At 40.0% G+C, this 20,063-nt stretch carries 13 protein-coding genes; 4 read left to right on the top strand and 9 right to left on the bottom strand.

The genetic code is table 11. The annotated features are described in order from the left end of the window. Positions 1 to 171: 171 nt before the first annotated feature. The 7 genes from ACT53H_RS00700 to sbnA all read right to left on the bottom strand — a co-directional run bounded on the left by ACT53H_RS00700 (position 172) and on the right by sbnA (position 11,813). The gene (locus tag ACT53H_RS00700; RefSeq protein WP_476008369.1) at positions 172 to 2,409 is read right to left on the bottom strand and encodes a TonB-dependent receptor; all 2,238 of its coding nucleotides are present in this window, start codon (positions 2,407 to 2,409) and stop codon (positions 172 to 174) included. A 153-nt stretch (positions 2,410 to 2,562) separates the two neighbouring features. Further along, on the bottom strand, positions 2,563 to 3,336 hold the full coding sequence (locus tag ACT53H_RS00695) for an HpcH/HpaI aldolase family protein (RefSeq protein ID WP_476008368.1): 774 nt from the start codon (positions 3,334 to 3,336) through the stop codon (positions 2,563 to 2,565). Beyond that, on the bottom strand, positions 3,329 to 6,856 hold the full coding sequence (locus ACT53H_RS00690; RefSeq protein WP_476008367.1) for an IucA/IucC family protein: 3,528 nt from the start codon (positions 6,854 to 6,856) through the stop codon (positions 3,329 to 3,331). The genes ACT53H_RS00695 and ACT53H_RS00690 overlap by 8 nt, the downstream gene beginning before the upstream one ends. Next, positions 6,853 to 8,058, bottom strand: a complete 1,206-nt coding sequence (locus tag ACT53H_RS00685; protein WP_476008366.1) for an MFS transporter — start codon at positions 8,056 to 8,058, stop codon at positions 6,853 to 6,855. Before ACT53H_RS00685 ends, ACT53H_RS00690 begins: the two co-directional genes overlap by 4 nt. 3 nt (positions 8,059 to 8,061) lie before the next feature. Continuing rightward, entirely contained in the window at positions 8,062 to 9,702 is a 1,641-nt protein-coding gene (locus tag ACT53H_RS00680; protein ID WP_476008683.1) for an IucA/IucC family protein, read from the bottom strand. Positions 9,703 to 9,773: 71 nt separating this feature from the next. After that, on the bottom strand, positions 9,774 to 10,787 hold the full coding sequence (gene sbnB / locus ACT53H_RS00675) for a 2,3-diaminopropionate biosynthesis protein SbnB (protein WP_003652251.1): 1,014 nt from the start codon (positions 10,785 to 10,787) through the stop codon (positions 9,774 to 9,776). Between the two features lie 21 nt (positions 10,788 to 10,808). Beyond that, complete coding sequence (gene sbnA, locus ACT53H_RS00670) at positions 10,809 to 11,813, bottom strand: 2,3-diaminopropionate biosynthesis protein SbnA (protein ID WP_476008365.1); 1,005 nt, start codon at positions 11,811 to 11,813, stop codon at positions 10,809 to 10,811. Positions 11,814 to 12,312: 499 nt separating this feature from the next. On the opposite strand from sbnA, the gene ACT53H_RS00665 reads away from it, so the two are divergent. After that, the gene (locus ACT53H_RS00665; protein WP_081399497.1) at positions 12,313 to 12,432 is read left to right on the top strand and encodes a hypothetical protein; all 120 of its coding nucleotides are present in this window, start codon (positions 12,313 to 12,315) and stop codon (positions 12,430 to 12,432) included. 1 nt (position 12,433) lies between these two features. On the opposite strand, the gene ACT53H_RS00660 is transcribed toward ACT53H_RS00665, so the two are convergent. Beyond that, positions 12,434 to 13,456, bottom strand: coding sequence for an ABC transporter substrate-binding protein (locus ACT53H_RS00660; RefSeq protein ID WP_476008364.1), 1,023 nt, complete (start codon positions 13,454 to 13,456; stop codon positions 12,434 to 12,436). Next, the gene (locus ACT53H_RS00655; RefSeq protein ID WP_016140698.1) at positions 13,457 to 14,047 is read right to left on the bottom strand and encodes an ANTAR domain-containing response regulator; all 591 of its coding nucleotides are present in this window, start codon (positions 14,045 to 14,047) and stop codon (positions 13,457 to 13,459) included. It lies immediately after the preceding gene. A 456-nt stretch (positions 14,048 to 14,503) separates the two neighbouring features. On the opposite strand from ACT53H_RS00655, the gene ACT53H_RS00650 reads away from it, so the two are divergent. The 3 genes from ACT53H_RS00650 to nirD are packed head-to-tail and all read left to right on the top strand — an operon-like array spanning position 14,504 to position 20,055. Continuing rightward, the gene (locus ACT53H_RS00650; RefSeq protein ID WP_476008363.1) at positions 14,504 to 15,844 is read left to right on the top strand and encodes an MFS transporter; all 1,341 of its coding nucleotides are present in this window, start codon (positions 14,504 to 14,506) and stop codon (positions 15,842 to 15,844) included. 27 nt (positions 15,845 to 15,871) lie between these two features. Continuing rightward, the gene (gene nirB / locus ACT53H_RS00645) at positions 15,872 to 18,418 is read left to right on the top strand and encodes a nitrite reductase large subunit NirB (RefSeq protein WP_476008362.1); all 2,547 of its coding nucleotides are present in this window, start codon (positions 15,872 to 15,874) and stop codon (positions 18,416 to 18,418) included. A gap of 14 nt (positions 18,419 to 18,432) precedes the next feature. After that, a complete protein-coding gene (gene nirD / locus ACT53H_RS00640) occupies positions 18,433 to 20,055 on the top strand; it encodes a nitrite reductase small subunit NirD (RefSeq protein ID WP_476008361.1) in 1,623 nt (540 codons plus the stop codon). The last annotated feature ends 8 nt before the right edge of the window (positions 20,056 to 20,063 follow it).

Here is a 20,063-nt window from a genome sequence, read left to right as displayed (position 1 = left end):
TGAATATGTAACAAAATCAAGTTAACAAAAATTTTGTCAGAATACTAGGTAAATTCTGTGGGTTTCTCTCAAGTTAACAATTGAAAAAATAAATAAGGCTTTAATATTTTTAATAAAAAAAAGGAGATCGTATAGATCTCCTTTTGATGAAACAGTCTAAGTTAGTTTTGATTACCACTTATGGCTATAAGAAACCTTCAGAGTTGCGCCATTTGCCACCAAATGGCTAGTGTTATCACCCGATCTTAATAATTGGCTATAAAGAGGATAGTATTTACGGTTAAACATGTTCTCTAAACCAATCGTCACAGTGTCTTTTTTGTTAAGCGCAAAGCTACTGATTAAATCAGCTGTTGTATATGTTTTTACATCGTAGCGACCAAAACCATTTACACCATTTAAGCGGTAATCTTCTGAACCGAAGTAAGTTGCTTGTAGGCGGTTCGTCCAAGTTTCTGTTGGACTATAAGAAACGTAAGCTGTGAGTTTTAATGGTGGAATACGGAAACCTGTCATGTCTTGTTCAGAACCGTTTTGAGGTTTTTCACGGCCTTTCATCCACGTAACGCTACCACCAGTTCCCCAAACATTTGCATCGTCAAGATAGTCAAAAGTTGCCTCTACACCAGTTACTTTTTCTTTGGTTCTAGCCAGTACTAAACCGTTGTTAAAAGACTGCACAGCACCAAGGTCAGAAGTTGAGTGGAATACAGCTAAACTTGATGAGATGTTATTGAAGTTTCCTTTCCAGCCGAGTTCATAGTTATCTACTTTTACTGGCTCTAAGAATGATGAACCAAGGTTAAAACCTTCACCAGCATTACGGATAATCAAACCAACATCAGGTAATTGGAAACCTTGGTTAAACGATGCATAAATCGAGTGTTGGTCATTTGGAGAGAAAGTTACATTAGCATTGTATAACCATGCATCAGCTTTCACTTTTCCGCCCGGAACAGTGTAAGGGTTAGTCTTGCCTAATTGTGATAATGGAACAAAACTATCAATTTGCGCATAGCTGTCTTCATAGCGTGTACCTGCTTCTGCTGACCATTGGTCATTAAAGCGGTGTTTTAACTGTACAAAACCACCAACACTTTGCGTGGTAAGTTCTGGTAAATAAATGAGCTTGCCAGTTTTTACAAATTCTAGACCACCAGATTGGTCATAAATGTTTTGGTCGAAAATATCTAAAGGCATTTCGCTTTTTTCACGGCTGAAGTCACCACCCCAAACCAATGATGTATCGCCTAAAAACTCAAGCGGTGTGGTCACAGTTAAGCGGCTACCGAGTACATTATTTTCTTGATAAATCTGGTCGACTTGTTTGCCGCGGTTTGCATTTCCACGAGCATCAAATGGTGAAAAACGGGTAAAGAAGTCGCGGTAATAAATTTGAGCATCAACCTTATTACCTAATAAGTCTTTATTGGTATAGGTCAAATTGTAGATCTGGTTTTCATTTTTATTTTGGTCTTTAAGCTTTAAGCCTTTAATTGCTTTTGCTGGCACTGTACCAGCTGGAGCTTTTTTAACACTTGGGTCAGATGCATAATCTGAGTCTTGCTCTGCATTATAGTAGTTTGCAGCAAACTGTAGATATTGATTGTCATCAATATGATAACCCAGCTTACCGCCTACGCTATAGCCATCGGAATCATAAAGGTCGCCCTGACTTGGTTCAGGTGCAACACGGTCACCACTTGCATCGTATGGGCTACCAATACGTTGATAACCAAAATCAAATGCATAATCAAATGCATTAAAGCTGCCTGTGAAATATTGGTGAATATCTCCACCTAAAGCATCAGAGCGGAAATTCGTTAAAGGTGTTTGTAGTCCAATAACGGTTTTTGCTGTAGGTTCACCACCCGCAGCTTTTGTGGTAATTGAAATAATACCACCCGCAGCACCACCGCCATAAATTGCGTTACTGCCGCGAATCACTTCAATGTTCGCAATACTTTCAGGGTCAATGGCTGAAAGTCCACGTGATGTATCGCGTGTAAGGTTCATCGGCACGCCATCGACCAAGATCAGGGTATTACGACCACGTAAGGTTTGACCATAATCGGTAATGGTTCGGCTTGAGTCCGATAGGCCTGGTACAGCTTTCGCTAAAACAGTCGCAATACTTCCAGATGAACCATTTCTTAAAAGTTCAATTTGTTTTTCATCTAACTTGGTGACTTGTTTGGCAGAGGTAGAGAGTTCATCTGCCCGTGAAGCAGTGATTGTAATTGTAGGAAGTGCTTCAGGTTTCTTTTCTGTTTCTGTGGTTTCAGCAGGTGAAGCTGCAAATGCTGAGTTTGAAAGGAAAATAGCTCCACCAAGTGAAAGAAGTGGAATGATATTTTTAACTTCAGACTTTCTTGTAAAAAGTTTATTACGTTTTATCTTATTTTCCATTATCTCGCCCTGAGAGTGATTTTAAATTGAGCGAATTATAAATGAGAATCATTGTAATTAACAATATTATTAATTGCTTTAAAATAATATATTTGAAAATTATTCAATGAATTAGGGGAATGGGAATTTATTCCCCTAAAAAGGTGTGAACAGTTATGAGTTGTCCTTAAAGGTATTTAGATGGTTTTGATGGGCACGGCGAATAATGCTGCGGTCATCACCGAGTACAAAAAGCTGAACGGATTGTTGTTTCCATGCAGCAATATCTTCAGGTTGTCGGGGAATAGCACAGAAATGCTTTTGACTATTTTTAGTCTTTATATACATCTCTTGAACCTTTTCTTTCAGTTTTGGATGGCTGGTTTGCCAAGGTATTCCCATCGATTGAGAGAAGTCGGCAGCACCTTCAAGAATAATATCGATGCCTTCAACTTTTAAAATTTCATCAAGTTGTTCTAGTCCTTCTAAGCTTTCAATCATAGCAATGACAACAGTCTCGTTTGCTGCCTGTTGAACAAAACTCGCTAAATCATCAATACCGTATCGATTTAGCCTTGTCGAATTCAATCCTCTTTGCCCAAGCGGCATATAGTGGCAATAGTTCACAGCTTCTTGTGCTTGCTGAGCATTTTCAATACGCGGAAACACAATACCTGTTACACCTGCATCGAGCAGAGGGAGTACGAGGTGGTTAGCGTTTAATGGTACTCTCACGAAGATATCAAGACTCATGGCTCTAGCAGCTAAAATCATAGTCTCGACTTGAGACGTACTAAATAAAGTATGTTCTAAGTCGATAATGATGAAGTCATAGCCGGCAAGTGCCAGTTGCTCGACATTAATGGGAGAGGCTACGGAACAAAATATTCCGTAGAGCATCTCGCCGTGTGCTATTCGTTTCTTAAAAGAAATCGAATATTTATTCATATTCAATTTCCTTAATAAGACTGAGCGGATTTGGTGTGGTTTGTACTCTTAGGCGAATTTCCGGAAGGAAACGACGGCTTGCGAGCTGTTCAATGTCGATGGTGTCATCTGTAAAGTTAAATAATTCATATCGTTCGCTAAATTCTGGGTGAGCTTCTTTATGCTGATTGATGATGGTTCTTAACATAGTCCAGAATTTGATTTCATCGAAGTCATAATGTTCATTTAAGAAAATTGCTAACTCTGCCAAATTTACAAACCACAGCGCATCTTGAGTAAAATCTCTTAACTCATTTGGAGAATGGGTTTCCAAGAAAGAGTTCGGGTTAATTTTGGCATGTTCTTTCGGCGCATCTTGCAAGTTAGGTAAAAGGTCGGGCTCGCGCAACAGATGACGGCTAAAACGAATGCCATCATGGAAATCTTTCAAAGCAGCTTTAACGGGTAAGCCATTTTTATGAATGAGCACCATGTTTTGTGCATGTGACTCTAAAGCGAGGCCGTGGCACCATAAAATATGCATGATCGGTAAATAAGCATTGGTGAGTAACTTTTCTAACCAGAACTCGATCCCGTACTCTTGAATCCACTCATCAATGAGAGGTTTTTGGTCCGTATCTACTTGCATCAACCCTGTTACTGGTGTTGCCGATTCACCTTCTTTTAAATAGCTGTAAATACTTTCGCGCCAAATGCAGGCGAGAGCGCCGTATTGAACAGGTAGCGCAATCTGCTGATTAAATGAAAGGCCGCCAATCTCTCTTAAAATAACAGGCTTGCGCTGTTTTTCTAAAATATGATCTTGCTCAACAATGTTATAAAGCCAGTCACTCATTTTTGCAGCATTTTGAACGGTATGCGGTGCCAATACACGAGAGGTAGAAGTATTGACCAAGTTCATTGCCAATTTGAGAGAAAGCGCCGAGATATCACTAATATTTGATAAGGTTCGAATTGACTGCTGTGGTAAATAAGTCGGACCTTCAATATCTAACGGAATGATCAGTTGGTTGCTGATTGCATCTTGATAATATAATTCAATAATTTTATCCCACTGCCACGGGTGAATTGGGGTAAGAATATAATCTTTAAAATCTAAATTGTTATCTTTTAATTGGTCACTAATTGCCTGTAGATCTTTTTCTGAAAAATGCTGTTTATAAAGCTGCTCTAAGTTAATGGTTTTACTTAAAACCAGTTTGCATAAACTGTTATGAGTCGCGACCCATTGAACCGTAAAACCTTCAGAAAGCTCTGGAGCATATTTCTGGTTTTCTTTTAAATCGAAGCCAATACGAGACTTAAAACTTGGGTGATATAAATGCGCATTGGTAATCCGTGCTTCTTGTTCTAAATAAGGCAAGGTTCTTAAAGGTTGGGCAGGAACTTGGCTCAAAGTCTGAGCATGTTTAACGTAAGTCAAATTCAGCTCATCATTAAAGTTTTGCCATTTAACTGGGTCAGCTTCAATAATATTTTTGAGATCGGCAAGTAGTGTTTTTAAACTAGGGCGAGTTTCAGTACCTAAAGTAATATCAGAACGGACTAAGCTTGAAGGATCTAACTTAATTCGTTTAAAACTGAAATGTCTCTTGGCTGCGCAAGTATAAAAAACGGTATCGGAAATATAAAACTTGATTTGACCTTTAGAAAACTCATATTTAAAAGTATTTTCAAAAATGAGTGCTTCTAATAACTGGCCCATCACGCGATTTTCTGCGAGGGTTTTATAATTGGTTTGTTGTGTTGGTTGAAGAGGGCAAAGCGCTTCTGCGCCGCGATATTTATAAATAGGATTTTCAACTTCAATCCAGATTGGATTACCACCACTATGGTAGAGCGTATTTAACATATTTGCCTTGATTGGTAATGTGAGTGAATTAATTAATAAATTGCGGTATTGCTGGCCTTTGGTGCTAAAGTTCTCTTGTGTGAGTGTAAGACGGGTGGCTTGCCAAAGTTCAGATTCTTCAATGGCCGTAACTCGTGCAATTGCACTGATGAGATGAGCAATGTGATTGATCACGAGGTAATATTTTAAAAACGTCCATGCATCTTTTTGAGAGAACCAAACAGTACTATCTTCAGAAATAGATGAGTCGTCTTCTATCATTTCTGCAACAATGCTAATGCCTTCCATATCTCGAAGAATAAGACGATGTGGATAGCCATTTTTAAATTCCATTAAGCTGTTTTGCATGTGCGCTTCTACGCTAATGCCTTTGTTTGCAAACAACTCAACTAATGGAATAAGTGAAACTTTAATGTACTGTTTCCACCAAAAAGTAATGAAGTCTTTGGCATCTTTCGATTGTAAGTTTTGGTTGGGTGCCGCTTGCTGAATAAAGCTTAATAGCGGAATTTCATGGTTTTCGTTTTCTTCAACTAAGCCGCCGAGCATTCTGGTATTTTCTAATACCTCTGGCGTGAGTCCTGCCCGATAAATAATGCCAAATGAACTTTCAAGCTCTGGGATTTTGACTGTTTTCGCCTCTAACTCTGGCAGAATCACAAGGTCTGGATATTGCTCATTAATCTTATGATTGATAATAATTTTGCTTGCATCAATGGCACGTTCCATTTCATCCATTGGGTTATTACGAATGAAACTGGTAATTCGCACATCAATGGAAAGCTTTAAGAACAGGTTCGATTGAGGTAACCACACGGTACGAACAGATGAGGTTGGCCACACGGTTTGACCTAAAGCTCCAAAATAAATAACGTCTTGGCTATCTAAATGTTTCTTTAAAGATGGATGTTGAAGTAAGAAGTTGGCTTGCCAAGGGTGAGTTGGCATCAGCTCATAGTTCGCGAAGTTTTCTTGCAAACGTTCTTTTGCGGTCTCTAAAACTTCATCTTCAATATGGTAAGAAGGCTGTTCTTCACTTACCAGCTTTTGGATTAAAGAGGAATGAATTGCAAAGTAGTGGAGTTGGAAACTGGCGCCTAGCTCAGGGCTATATTTTTTCATGTCTTCTTTAGAAAAACCTAAATTGGCTTTAGAAGTCACATGAAAAGGGTGCCCATATAACATGCCTTGTTCGGTTGCCTGAAAACCACTCAGTGCTTTAAGTGCTGATTGAGATGGCTTATTTTCTAAAAAGAATTTTGTGTTCTCGATACTATTGGCAATATCGGAGTACAGGTTTTTATTTTGGTTCTTGTCTTTAAATAGACTATTCAACTCATTTGTAATCAGCTTCACTAATTTTTTAGGATCGGTGAGCGAGTCAAATGTATTGTCGTTTAAGTTTTGCAGTACAAAACCACGTTGATATCTGTGATAGCCAGTGGTCGATAAGTGCTGAACTGTGCCATAAACAATCGTGTTAGATGCATTAAACGTATAAGCAAAATACAGGGTGTCTAGTTGCTCCGCATACAGTGTAAATAAAGGAGAGTCTTGAGAGGGAATAATGCATTCTTCAAGATTCACTTTGAGTTCACGAAAGAAAGTATTCAGGTACTGTTCGAAAAGTTTATAAGACCATGCATCTGTTGTAATAATTGAGTTCATTCTTGTGCCTCTTCTAAAATTGTATCCATTAAGAATCTGTTCAAAATCACCACTAATCCCGCACCGATAAAAAATAGTGAGGTGCAGATTAATGCCGCGGTAATATTGAAAAATGAGTAGGTGAGCGTGATGGTGATTGGGCCAATAAGTTGCCCTAAAACAAAGGCACTGTTAGAAATACCAATCACTTTTCCTTGGCTTTGAGCGCCAGCTTTTAGAGAAATGGTGTGTAAGATCGAAGGAATAAGGGCTGCAAAGCAAAAGCCTTGTATGAGTCGTAATACAAGAATCAGCCAGAGATTAGAAACCCAGATCAATGCGAAAATCGTGATGCCGCAAATCAAAGATGCGTAAATGAAGTTATTAAAAGAATCTCCTTTATCATCATTTCTTTTTCCCCAATAGGTCGCAGCAATAAAGGCTGCTCCCCATGAAAGCGCATGAATTGTTCCAGTTAAGCTTGCAGCAGATAATGATGAATGAGTGCTTTGGCTTATTTCACTAATGTATAAAACAAAGCAAGACACTAAGCCAAAGCCACCGGCTTGAACCAAAATGCCAGCGCTTAACCATGAAAAAATTGTTCTATCAAAGAAAGCTGGAAGCTTGGATTTCTCTTTAGGTTTTGAAGCCTCGGTTTTAACGGGAGTGGTTAGTACAAATGACGCAATTACAATGAGTGTCATCACAACAAATGCTGTCGCGTTGAGTAATACTTCAACCCGCCATTGATCCATAAATATTCCGCCGAGCACGGGACCACATAGGCAAGCGAGCGCAACACTACTTTGCAGTTGCCCGAAGGCAGCGCCTCGTTGTTGCTCATTGGAAAGATATGAAACATAAGCATTCAAAATGACTGAGAGACCGCAAAAACCGAGTAAAATTCGCGCGAGAATAAATAGGTATAAATGCTGGGCACTGGCCATGAGCAGTATTGAAATACAGAAACCAACCAGAGACAGTAACAAGGCTTTTTTATGGCCGAATGTGTCGGATAGATGACCCACAATCGGTGCTGTAAATAAACTGCCAATAGCCGGAGCCGCGAGTGCCAAACCTGCCCAGATAGTGGGAGCACTCATATGCGCCGTCAGTTTTTCCATATAGAGTGGCATGATCGGAATCAGTACCATAAGCCCAAAAGTGGAAAAAAACTGACAGAGCAAAATAATGAAATGATCTAGGCGAGATGAGCGCATGATTTAGATGTCCATGGTCTCATAGCTAGAAACAGACAAGCTCTGATAAGGGTTTGGTGTGGTTCCGATTTTACTTGGCATACCTGTTGAGTCACTTTCTTGCGCGAGTAAAGGTGTAAGTAGCTGTTTGAATGGCCAAGTCTTATTGTCAAAAAGATAAGTTTGAATTTGCGATTTTGTTTGTTCTGAAATCGGTTGGGTTTCTACAAAATCTTGAATAATGTCTTGAACCATTTCCCAAAAATCGTTTTCTGTACGATCTGTATATTTCAAAGTCGATAAAGCAATTGGATAAATGTTAATTTGAATCCCTAAGGTAATGAAGTAATTAAATAAGTCTTCATTTTTACTAAAGATAAGATTGTTCGGCGTGCTGGTATCGATGGTATAAATCGGAGGAGTAAAACCACTTTCTTCAATGGCTGTTGTACATATTCTTAAGGTATCGTGGTCACGTAAAATAAAGCATTTAAACTTATTATTTTCATAACACACCATGGTGTTTTGCCCGTGGCATTCAGGCATGATGCCTTTTGCCCAAAGCGTTAAGAATGTTTGAATAAAATGAACACTTAAGTCTTTTAATAATATCCATTTGTCGCCTTCAATGCCCAATGTTTCCCAAGGGTCAACATAAGTACAGCTTAAAGCTGACATGGTAATAGGTGTAACATTTTGATCTTGGCAAAAATCGGGTAAATGTCTGACTTGGCAACCGATTACACCTAAATTTTTTACAATCGGCTGTTGTTTACCGAGTACCCACCAATGCGTTTCATTACTCAAAAAGAGACGATTTTTTATTAGAGCAGTTTCATTAATGACTTCATTTAAAAAATCATAAGCCGTATGACCATTCATTAAATAACGGCCTGGCATAGAACGGATTGCACCTAATGTTTTGGCATTGGTTGAGAGTTTTAAATGCAGAGTAGGGTTTGTGTTGTGAATAAGGGTTCTTAAAGAAGAAGTCGGTGAGCCAATTGTGGTGACATGGTTCAGGTCAATAGCGTCGTACTTATTTTCATCAAACTTTAAATAGCGATGTTGAGTCTCTAACAAAGGCAGGGCTAAGTAATCATCTGAAAGCTTCGCTATTTTTTCAGTAATATGCTTGTCCTCAGCTTCGGATAACAGAAGCTCTTTATGAGGAATCGACTCCATATTGTTGATCACATCATCTTTCTTAAAAGCCCACCAATACACCTCAATTTCTTTTTGAGTTGTGAGTGGTGCAAGTTCACCTTTTGAGTGAGCGAACGGATGAAATGGACGATCAGCTACCAGAGATAACAATTCACTCGTAATTAAAGGTGAAGAAAATGAAAGGGCTGACTGTAAAATTTGAGGGATTTTTTCAGCCGTTACTAAGTTGTCGAGCCAATAATCAATCGCTTTTTGATGGTGTGGTGACGGCCACCAATTTGCTTGGGTTAAATAGCTAAAAACTTCAGAAATCGAAATTTTAGATGTGGTATTGCTCAACAGGTTATGAAGCAAAACTTCGGGTTGGGTAACATAGAAAGGATTTACACCATCTACTTTTAAACAGTTGAAATAGAGTTCCAACTCATCATTGAGAGTAATTGCCAGATAAGGCTTTTTATAGGAAATATGATCTTTAAAATCTCCATAATTCTCCATGTAGAGTGCATCTATCGTTTTTTGTAGTTGTGCTGTGTAAATCCGATCTAACATTTTATTTATTCCTATTCTTATAAAAGCGGTAGAACCGTACCAACGTTTTGTTCTTGTGCGGCATTGAAGAACCACTTAGCGCAGACAATGTCATCAATCGCCATGCCCATTGGGTTGAGCAAAATAATTTCATCTTCGTGTTCGCGACCGTTTTTATGACCAATAATGATGTCACCAAGTTCAGCATGTAGTTTTTCACGGCTGAATAAGCCATCTTCAACGAGTACGTTGATGACTTTCTTTTCGCGGTTTGATTGGTCCCAGTCATCTACAATCACTTTGTCCACTTTTAAGAAGACTTCAGGCTCGATGTCCATAATTGAAATATTTGAAACAAAGCAGCCTTTTTTAAGCCACTCAAACGGAATGTAAGGTTTATCTGAAACTGTGCAGGTAATGAGGACATCAGCTTGCTGAATCGCAGACTTGGCGCTGTCATGAATTTCAATTTCTAAATGTGGATATTCGGAAAGGAACAATGCTTTGAGTTTTTCAGCTGCTTCTGGATTTACATCAAATAAATGGATTTTTTTCACTTGAGCATATTGTTCAAGCACAGTTTTAATCTGCATTTGAGCAATTGGCCCGCAGCCAATCACGGTAATGTCTGAAAAGTCTTTTTTCGCTAGATATTTAATCGAAACACCGGTAATTGCAGCAGTTCGCATGGCACTAATTAAGCTGCCTTCCATCACTGCAACTGGATAATTTGTTTCTGAGTCATTTAAAACAATCAGTGCGCTAGCACGTGGAATATTGAATTTTTTAGGGTTATGTTGTCTTGAGCCAATCCATTTAATTCCGGCAATCGGGTCATTGCCACCTAAATAGCAAGGCATAGCAATAATGCGGTCAGCAATATGATCTGCACCTTGCCAGCGAAGATAAGGTTTTAAGGGTTGTACAAATTGTTTATTTGCATGCAGGGTTAGACCTTCAGTAATCGCTTCAATAAATGAATTACTATGATTTGCGCCAAGATTTAATAAATCTGATTGACTTAAGTAGCGAAGGGTAGCCAAATTGCTCATGAATATGTCCTAAGGAGAAGATTAAACAACATTTTGTAAAGTAAGGTTTTCTTGGCGTCGTAACTTCCGATTGAAGTGACGTTTCTTGATCATCTCGAACCATTCATCTTCATAAACCAGATCGAGATAACGGTCGCCGCGATCGGGTAACAGCGTTAAGACACATGACCCAGCAGGGATGGTTGGGATCAGTTTTTTGATGGCTGAAATAGATGATCCGCTCGAACCACCTGCAAAAATTCCTTCATGTTCAAGAAGTTCTCTGCAACCGAGTGCTGACTCATAGTCATCTACATAAATGACATCATCAATTTCATCGGGGGAGAGTAGTGGTGGGACAGTACTTGCACCAATGCCAGGAATTTCGCGCGGACCAGATGTACCACCGAACAACACAGAGCCGAGGATATCGACTGCGATCACTTTTAATTCTGGAAATCTTTCTTTAAGGCGACGAGATACGCCCATAATCGTGCCTGAGGTACTTGCTCCAATCACGAGGTAATCAATCTTGCGATCAATTTGATTTAGGATTTCTTCTGCTTCACCAAAATAGTGGCTTTTCCAGTTGTTTGGGTTTGCATACTGATTAATCCAAACAGCATTCGGTAGTTGTTGGCAGAGACGTTTTACAGTGTCAATTCTGGTTTTTAAGTAACCGCCGTTTTGGTCTTTTTCAGAGACCATTTCGATATTGGCTTTATAAAGCTTCAGCATTTGTAAATTTGCTGAAGCAATTTTTGGGTCAATCACGGCAGTAAATTTTAATCCATAGATTTTGCATGCCATTGCAAGCGCAATAGCTAAGTTCCCTGATGAGCTTTCAACAATATGACTATCTTTATTGATGACTCCAGATTTCAAGCCTTCCTGTAGCATGAATAATGCTGGACGGTCTTTAATACTTCCTCCTGGGTTTAACAATTCCATTTTCGCAATCACTGAGACTGATTGATGCGTGAATAGCCTTGATAGTTGTAATAGTGGCGTTTTACCTATGCAGTCGAGAATATTTTCATGGATCATGGTAGATCTTCTCAGGTTTTTATGTGTTGTGAATGATAATGATTATTAATTTAATTATTATTACCATTTGTGCCATGATTGTTGCGGTTTGTAACTCAAAATAGGGGGCACTTATAGGATTTTTCACTAATTTTTTTTGTGTAATTATTTGAATCGTAATATTTATATTTTATAAAGAGAAAAATTAATAAATGTTTTAAATATAACTAGATAGGCAATAAATTACTTTTTAGCTAAAAAAAATAATCTAATTAAGACGGATGTTTGAAATTACTTTGAAGCAATAAAATTTATGACCTGACCCACATAATTTGTGTATTACTATTTTGTAGAGATCATAGATAAGTTTTATGCATAAAAAGAGAGGACTATTTGAGTACTCTCTTAAAAGGTTGAGAATGATTAACGAAATTGATGATGTGGCAGTTATTGATATGAAAATGTCTGAAAATGATATGTTTAGATAGATATGATCATTTGCATAAGCGCTATATTTTCAATGGATCAGTTGAGTCCAAAAAATATAGTAATGCGTGTTTCGCATTTTGTCTTATGGGTCTTTCAAGCTGTCTTTTTTATAAAAGACAGCTTTTTTTATGCTGATTTGATTCTTAGATGACTTATGAAGAATATCGCTGTTTGGCTTGTTCATAAGCCTCAAGATTAATGCATTGAGCTCCCAAACTTGTGATTTGTGCTTGCTCGATTTGAAGTTCATCCCATTTTTGCATTTGTTCGAGCAGCCAATAAAAGTCTTCTACTTTTGGAAGTGCACTTTCTTTTACTAAATGACGGACAATATCTTGAATCATGAAATATTTATCGACATGTACTTCTTCAGAACAATGAAAACGAACGATTCCAGACTCAACCAATAATTTTAAAATTGGCGCAAAGTCTTGTAACTCACTCAACTCTTGTTGGGCTTTCATGATTGCGGCGGTGAGCGCGACGAGCGTTTGTGGATGCTGCTCCGCCCATTCTTGCGTTACGGCTAAAACCTTATCAGCGACAGGAGGAATAACGTTTTGGCTTGAGCAAATCATTTTACTTAAACCAAGAAGCTCACCTTGGGTATTCCAAGGTTCACCTACACAGAAACCATCAATCACATGTTTGTCGAGTGCTTCGACCATATAAGGTGGTGGTAATGTTTTGAGCTGAATAGACTGCGCAAGTTTTGGGTTTGATAAAGCCAGCCATTCTCTTAAACAGTAATGGTGAATAGAATGCTTAAACACATGCGCTAAAGAAAGAGGATGACCTTGTTCAAGATAGCTCGCCACTTTTTGTGCCGTTACTTTTGCGATGTCATTTTCTTGAATTGCGAGTTGATGAGTAAGCTTTTGACTTAAGCTAATATAAGCACGGTTTTCACTTAAAACCAGTGACGTTTGTAAAGGTGTACCAATTTGATCTGCGCCTACAGCCGCCGCAGGTAACATTGCCGATAAGCAATGGGCCGCGTCTAATAATCCAAAAGCAAGACGGTCGCGCAGACTCGCCCACGATGCTTCTTTAACTAAAGTAACATCTAAACCTACTTCTTCAAAGAAACCTCTTTGTTTTGCCCAAAGCAATGCAAGACAATCAAGCAAAGGAATATAGCCGAGTTGTAATTGAGTCTTTTCTAATCTGCTCATTTATTCATCCTTTAGTTGATTGCCAAGTAATTTTTGAGCGTCAAGTAAACGCCGTGCCATTTCTCCAATTGTAATGCGATGGCTCATCGCATTTTTTCTAAGAAGCTGAAATGCAGTTTCTTCAGGTAAGCCATGCAGTTGCATCAGTAACACTTTGGCTTTTTCGACATCCTTGCGGTCAGCAAGTTTGGTTTGAGCTTCTTTTAAATCACCTTCGAGTTTTTTGTGCTTTTTATATTGCTCAATTGAGATTTCTAAAATGGTATGTAAGCGGGAAGGGTCGATGCCATCGACAATATACGCAGTTACTCCCGCATCGATGGCTTGTTTAATGGTGTCTTTATCGGAATTTTTGGTGAATAGAACTGTAGGTAGGTCATAACTACTGACACAACTTTCAATAATGTCACGATGGGGATGATCCATATCAAGCAAGATCACATCAGCTTGCAAATGTTCCAGACGAAAGATATTCAAATGATCCAAAGTAAGGCATGCGACTACTTCAAAATCATTTTCAAGCAAACTTTTTCTTATATAGTCGGCTCGCGCATGATCATCATCAATAAGGGCTATTTTGAGTTTTGGCATAAGTTCAGAAAATCAGGCTAAGAAAATGCGCCAATTCGACGCGTTTTTGTTATCAATTATTTAAGCAAGATTAATGCCATAGCAAACTAAAGAAAAAAACGAGCTTTAAGGCTAAATTAGCATGCTTAATGGCACTATTGATCAATTTTGGTGCAAAAGTACGATTCATTTTGTAGCAGAGCGTATTTTTACCTGAACACTATAACTGTGCAAGGTTAGAGCAGTCCAAAATATAAAAATATTCATTTTTATAATTTTTAAAACTTTATCTATATGAAAAATAATAATAAAAAATAATTAATTTAATTTTTTAAAAAGCTGGCATGCAAAATGCTTACTTAATAACAGGTCGAAGACGACCATGAGTTTTAAAGACGGCCAATGATGTCCGTTCTGATCGAGTTTGTGAATACCTAGGTGTGCACAAAGAAGTTACGTTCAGTCGGAGTGAAGGCAATGTCTTTGAATTTGTCAGCCACAAAAGCAACATCTATTAAGCTGTTTAATTTTACAGTTCCAGCGATGCGGGCCTTCCACATGAGTTGGCTCGCTTTTTTTGCTTGCTTTTTTGCGTGGTTTGCCTGTGCACCTCTCATGCCTGTCATTGCAGGTGAGTTCCATTTAACAAAAGACCAAATTGCTAACATTAGCATTGCGGCCGTTGCTGTCACGATTGTGGTTCGTTTGGTTGTCGGGCCTTTGTGTGACAAATATGGCCCACGTAAAGCATACATCACGCTTTTACTTGTTGGCAGTATCCCGGTCATTGGGATCACTGTTGTTAGAAGTTACGAATCCTTTCTCTTTTTCCGCTTTTTGATTGGTGCCATTGGCGCAAGCTTTGTCATCACTCAATATCACACCAGCGTCATGTTTGCTCCAAATGTAGTGGGCACAGCCAATGCAACTGCCGTAGGTTGGGGTAATGCCGGCGGTGGTACCACACAAGCAGTCATGCCTTTGATTCTCTCTGCAATTGTGATGTTTGGCGTTGAGCAATCTATGGGCTGGCGTATTGCACTTTTAATGCCCGGCATAATGATGCTTGTAGTGGCATTCATGTATTGGAAATTTACCCAAGACTGTCCACAAGGCAACTTCGATGAGCTGCGCGCTCAAGGCATTGTAACCGATAGCGGTAAAAAAGGTGGCTGGGCTGTAATGAAACAAGCAGCTGGCAATTACCGTGTCTGGATTTTATTTGGTACATACGGCGCATGTTTTGGTGTTGAGATTTTTATGCACAACATCTTGGCCATGTACTACGTCGAAAAATTTCACTTTGGCTTAAAAGAGGCAGGCTTAACTGCCGGAATTTTAGGACTACTTGCCATCTTTGCTCGCTCTTTGGGAGGTTTTTTCTCTGACAAAGTAGCAATCAAAAAAGGCTTGGATGGCCGTACAAAACTACTCTTTGTCATGATTTTGGGCGAAGGGCTATTCCTGATTTTATTTTCACAAATGAATGTCGCGCACTTGGCCATCATGAGCATGGTGGTCTTTGCACTCTTCATCAACATGGCATGCGGTGCGACCTATGCCATGGTTCCATTTATCGACCGTGAAGCACTGGGTGGTGTGTCTGGCATTATCGGTGCCGGAGGCAATGCAGGCGCGGTCGTTGCAGGTTTTTTATTAAAAGGTATGACAGATATTCAATCTTGCCTGATGGCATTAGGTGGATTTGTCATTGTCGCTGGATGCTTCGTGATGTTGATTCGCTTCTCGGTAGAGCACAAGGCAAAAGAACAACGTCTATTTGAGCAAGCTATTTTAGATCGCAATAACGCAGCTTAAAAGCAACGTGATTTGAGGAGAAACACTATGAAATTGGTAATGATTGGTCATGGTATGGTGGGCCACAAATTCATCGAAGCCATTTTAGAAAAAGCAGATGATGAACTGGAAATCACGATTCTCGCGGAAGAGCCTCGTATAGCGTATGACCGCGTACATTTGACAGAATATTTTTCGGGGAAATCGGCAAAAGATTTATCTTTAGCTCGTTTTGACTTTGCCGATGCTCATGGCATTGACTTACGACTTAATACAAAAGCAACTGCAATTGATACAGCTGAGCAAACAGTCACAACCAACCATGGTGATGTGATTAGCTATGACAAATTAGTGTTGGCAACTGGTTCGTATGCATTCGTTCCACCAATTCCAGGTAATGACCGAGAAAACTGTTTTGTCTACCGTACGATTGAAGACTTAGACGCGATTCGTGCAGCGAGTCTAAATGCAAAAACAGGTGTTGTGATTGGTGGTGGTTTACTTGGTCTTGAAGCAGCGAAAGCCTTACGTGACCTAGAGTTGGAAACACATGTTGTTGAATTTGCACCGCGTTTAATGGCAGTTCAAATTGATGACTTGGGTGGTAAAGTTTTACGCCGCAAAATTGAAGATCTTGGCGTAAAAGTTCATACACAAAAAGCGACGCAATCTATTGAATGCGGTGACAGCACAACGCATGTAATGAAATTTGCAGATGGTAGCGAGCTTGAAGCAGATGTGATTTTATTCTCTGCGGGGATTCGTCCGCGTGATGAGCTTGCACGTAATAGTGGACTCGCGATTGGTGAGCGTGGCGGTATCGTCATTAATGATTACTGCCAAACTTCAGATCAAAACATTTATGCCATTGGTGAATGTGCGCTTTGGCAAAACAAGATTTATGGTTTGGTTGCACCAGGTTATGACATGGCGCGTATTGCAGCAAAACATATTTCCGATGAGGAATGTAACTGCTTTGCTGGCGCGGACATGAGCACCAAGTTGAAATTGATGGGTGTGGATGTTGCTTCTGTAGGCGATGCACATGCCATGACTCCAGGTGCATTAAGCTATTTCTATGCAGATGAGCATGCGCTGGTTTATAAAAAGATTGTTGTAAATGCAGATAAAACCAAATTGCTGGGCGCGGTTTTGGTGGGCGATGCGAAAGAGTACAACGACCTTTTACAAATGATGTTAAACGGTCTGGCTTTACCGGAAGTTCCTGAAAGCTTGATTATGCCAGGCTTTGAGCAATCAGCAGGTAAGTCGGGTGGCAGCGGTGTAGATTTGCTGCCTGACAGCGCAACAATCTGTTCATGTAACAACGTCTCAAAAGCGGACATCTGCCAAGCAATTAGCGATGGTTCGACCTCTTTAGGTGCATTAAAGAAATGCACCAAAGCAGCAACAGCATGTGGTGGTTGTGCGCCATTAGTGACTCAAGTATTGAAATCTGAGTTACAACGTCAAGGTGTGACTGTAAATAACCATATTTGCGAACACTTCCCATACTCGCGCCAAGAGTTGTATCACTTGGTTCGTGTTAATGAAATCAAAACTTTCGATGATTTGATTCATCAACATGGTCATGGTTTAGGGTGTGACATTTGTAAACCAGCTGCGGCAAACATTTTGGCCTCTTGCTGGAATGATTTCGTACTTGAGCCAAGTCACGCAGGCTTACAAGACAGTAACGACTATTACTTGGGTAACATCCAAAAAGATGGTTCTTACTCGGTTGTGCCGCGTATGGCAGGCGGTGAAGTGACTCCAGATGGTTTAATTGCCATTGGTCAAATCGCGAAAAAATATAACCTGTACACCAAAATTACTGGCGGTCAACGTGTTGACATGTTCGGTGCGCAAGTTCACGAGCTTCCATTCATTTGGGAAGAGTTAAATGCTGCTGGTTTCGAGTCTGGTCATGCTTACGGTAAATCATTGCGTACCGTGAAATCTTGTGTGGGTAGCACATGGTGCCGTTACGGGGTAGATAACTCGGTTGGTTTAGCGATTGAGCTTGAAAACCGCTACAAAGGTTTACGTTCACCACATAAATTAAAAATGGCTGTGTCTGGATGTACACGTGAATGTGCGGAAGCACAAGGTAAAGACGTGGGTATTATCGCGACTGAAAAAGGTTGGAACCTTTATGTTTGTGGTAACGGTGGTATGAAACCACGTCATGCTGAATTAATCGCCTCTGACCTCGATAAAGCAACGCTCATCCGTTATATCGACCGTTTCTATATGTTCTACATCCAAACCGCAGACCGTTTACAACGTACCAGCGTATGGCGCGACAACATGGAAGGTGGCTTAGATTACCTTAAATCTGTAGTTGTTGATGATTCTCTTGGTTTGGCTGCCGAGCTTGAGCGTCGTATGGAACACATTATTGGCACATATCAAGACGAATGGCGTACTGCGGTAGAAAATCCTGAAGTACGTAAACGCTTCCAGACCTATATCAATGCAGATGCAAGTGAACAGGCCGATCCACACATTCAATTTACGACTGAACGTGGTCAGATCCGTCCATTAACTGATGCTGAACGTTCAGAAGACCGCATTCCAATGGTTGAAGCATAACAAGGAGAATCTCTATGAATATTGTACAAGACAAAAATATGCTTCCTGATGATCAGTGGATTGATGTATGTGCGCTCGATGATTTAACTCCCAATACTGGCGCAGGTGCGCTAGTGGGCGGTCAAGCGGTTGCAATCTTTCGCGTGGGGCATGAAAAACGTGTTTACGTGTTAAGCAATAAAGATCCGTTTAGCCAAGCCAACGTCATGAGCCGCGGCATTATTGGCGATTTGCAAGGTGAGCGGGTCATTGCATCGCCAATCTATAAACAACACTTTAGTTTGGCAACGGGTCGTTGTTTAGAAGATAAAGACCAAAAACTCTCAGTTTATCCGAGCAAAATTGTTGATGGTCGTGTTTTGATCAACCCTGTGCCGCAAAAAACCTATATTACCAATACAGGTGTGTCTCAAGACAAACTTAAACTGGTGTTGATTGGTAATGGTTTAGCAGGAATGCGTTGCCTAGAAGATTTACTAGATATGGCACCAGACCGTTATGAGGTCACGGTAATTGGTGAAGAACCATGGGGAAACTATAACCGCATTATGCTATCTCCGGTTTTATCAGGTGAAAAAACTATTGAAGACATCATGCTCCATCCACCAAAGTGGTATAGCGATAAAGGCATCAAATTTATTGCAGGTGACAAGGCCGTAAAAATTGATCGCCCTCGTAAAGTGGTTTACACCGAAAAAGGGCAAACCGTTGATTATGACCGTTTGATCTTGGCGACAGGTTCGGCTCCGTTTATTCCGCCAGTTCAAGGTGTCGACTTAAAGGGCGTGTTAACTTTCCGTGATATTTATGACGTTAACACCATGATTGAATACTGCGGTTCAAAAACCAATGCAGTGGTGATTGGCGGTGGTTTACTTGGTTTAGAAGCAGCGTACGGTTTAAAACAACGTGGCATGAATGTGACGGTGCTGCATTTAATGGACCGCATTATGGAACGTCAACTCGACAGCCGTGCGAGTCAGTTATTGCGTCATAGCATTGAGCAAAAAGGCATTCACATTATTACTGAAGCGAATACTGAAGCGTTAATTGGTGATGAAGATGGTCATGTGAAACAAATCCGTTTGAAAGATGGCACGGTTTTAGAAGCCGATCTTGTGGTATTTGCAGTGGGTATTCGTCCAAATATTAGCTTGGCGCAAAGTGCCGGTTTACGTTGTAACCGCGGTGTGTTGGTCAATGACACCATGCAAACGTTTGACCCAAGTATTTATGCGGTGGGTGAGTGTATTGAACACCGCGGACAAACTTTTGGTTTGGTTGAACCATTATGGGGTCAAGCATTTATCTGCGCGACACATTTAGCAGAGCACGGCAGCTTAACTTTTAAAGCACCAACCGTACCGACTCAGTTAAAGGTGAGCGGTGTCGATGTATTCTCGGCGGGTAACTTTGAGCCGAAAGATGATTATGAAGACATTATTTTGAATGATGAAAAACGTCACATCTACAAACGCATTATTATTCAAAGTGATAGAGTAATTGGTGCAGTTTTATTTGGCGATACTGAAGATGGCATGTGGTATGCAGAGTTAATTGCAGATCAAACCCCAGTCTCATCATTTAGAAATAAACTGCTATTTGGTCGAGATTTTGCATTAAAAAATGCAGGCTAAATAGGGAA

Source organism: Acinetobacter sp. DMC2 (assembly GCF_056314305.1).
Note: the sequence above shows the minus strand (reverse complement) of the source record. Positions and strands in the feature narration are given on the sequence as shown.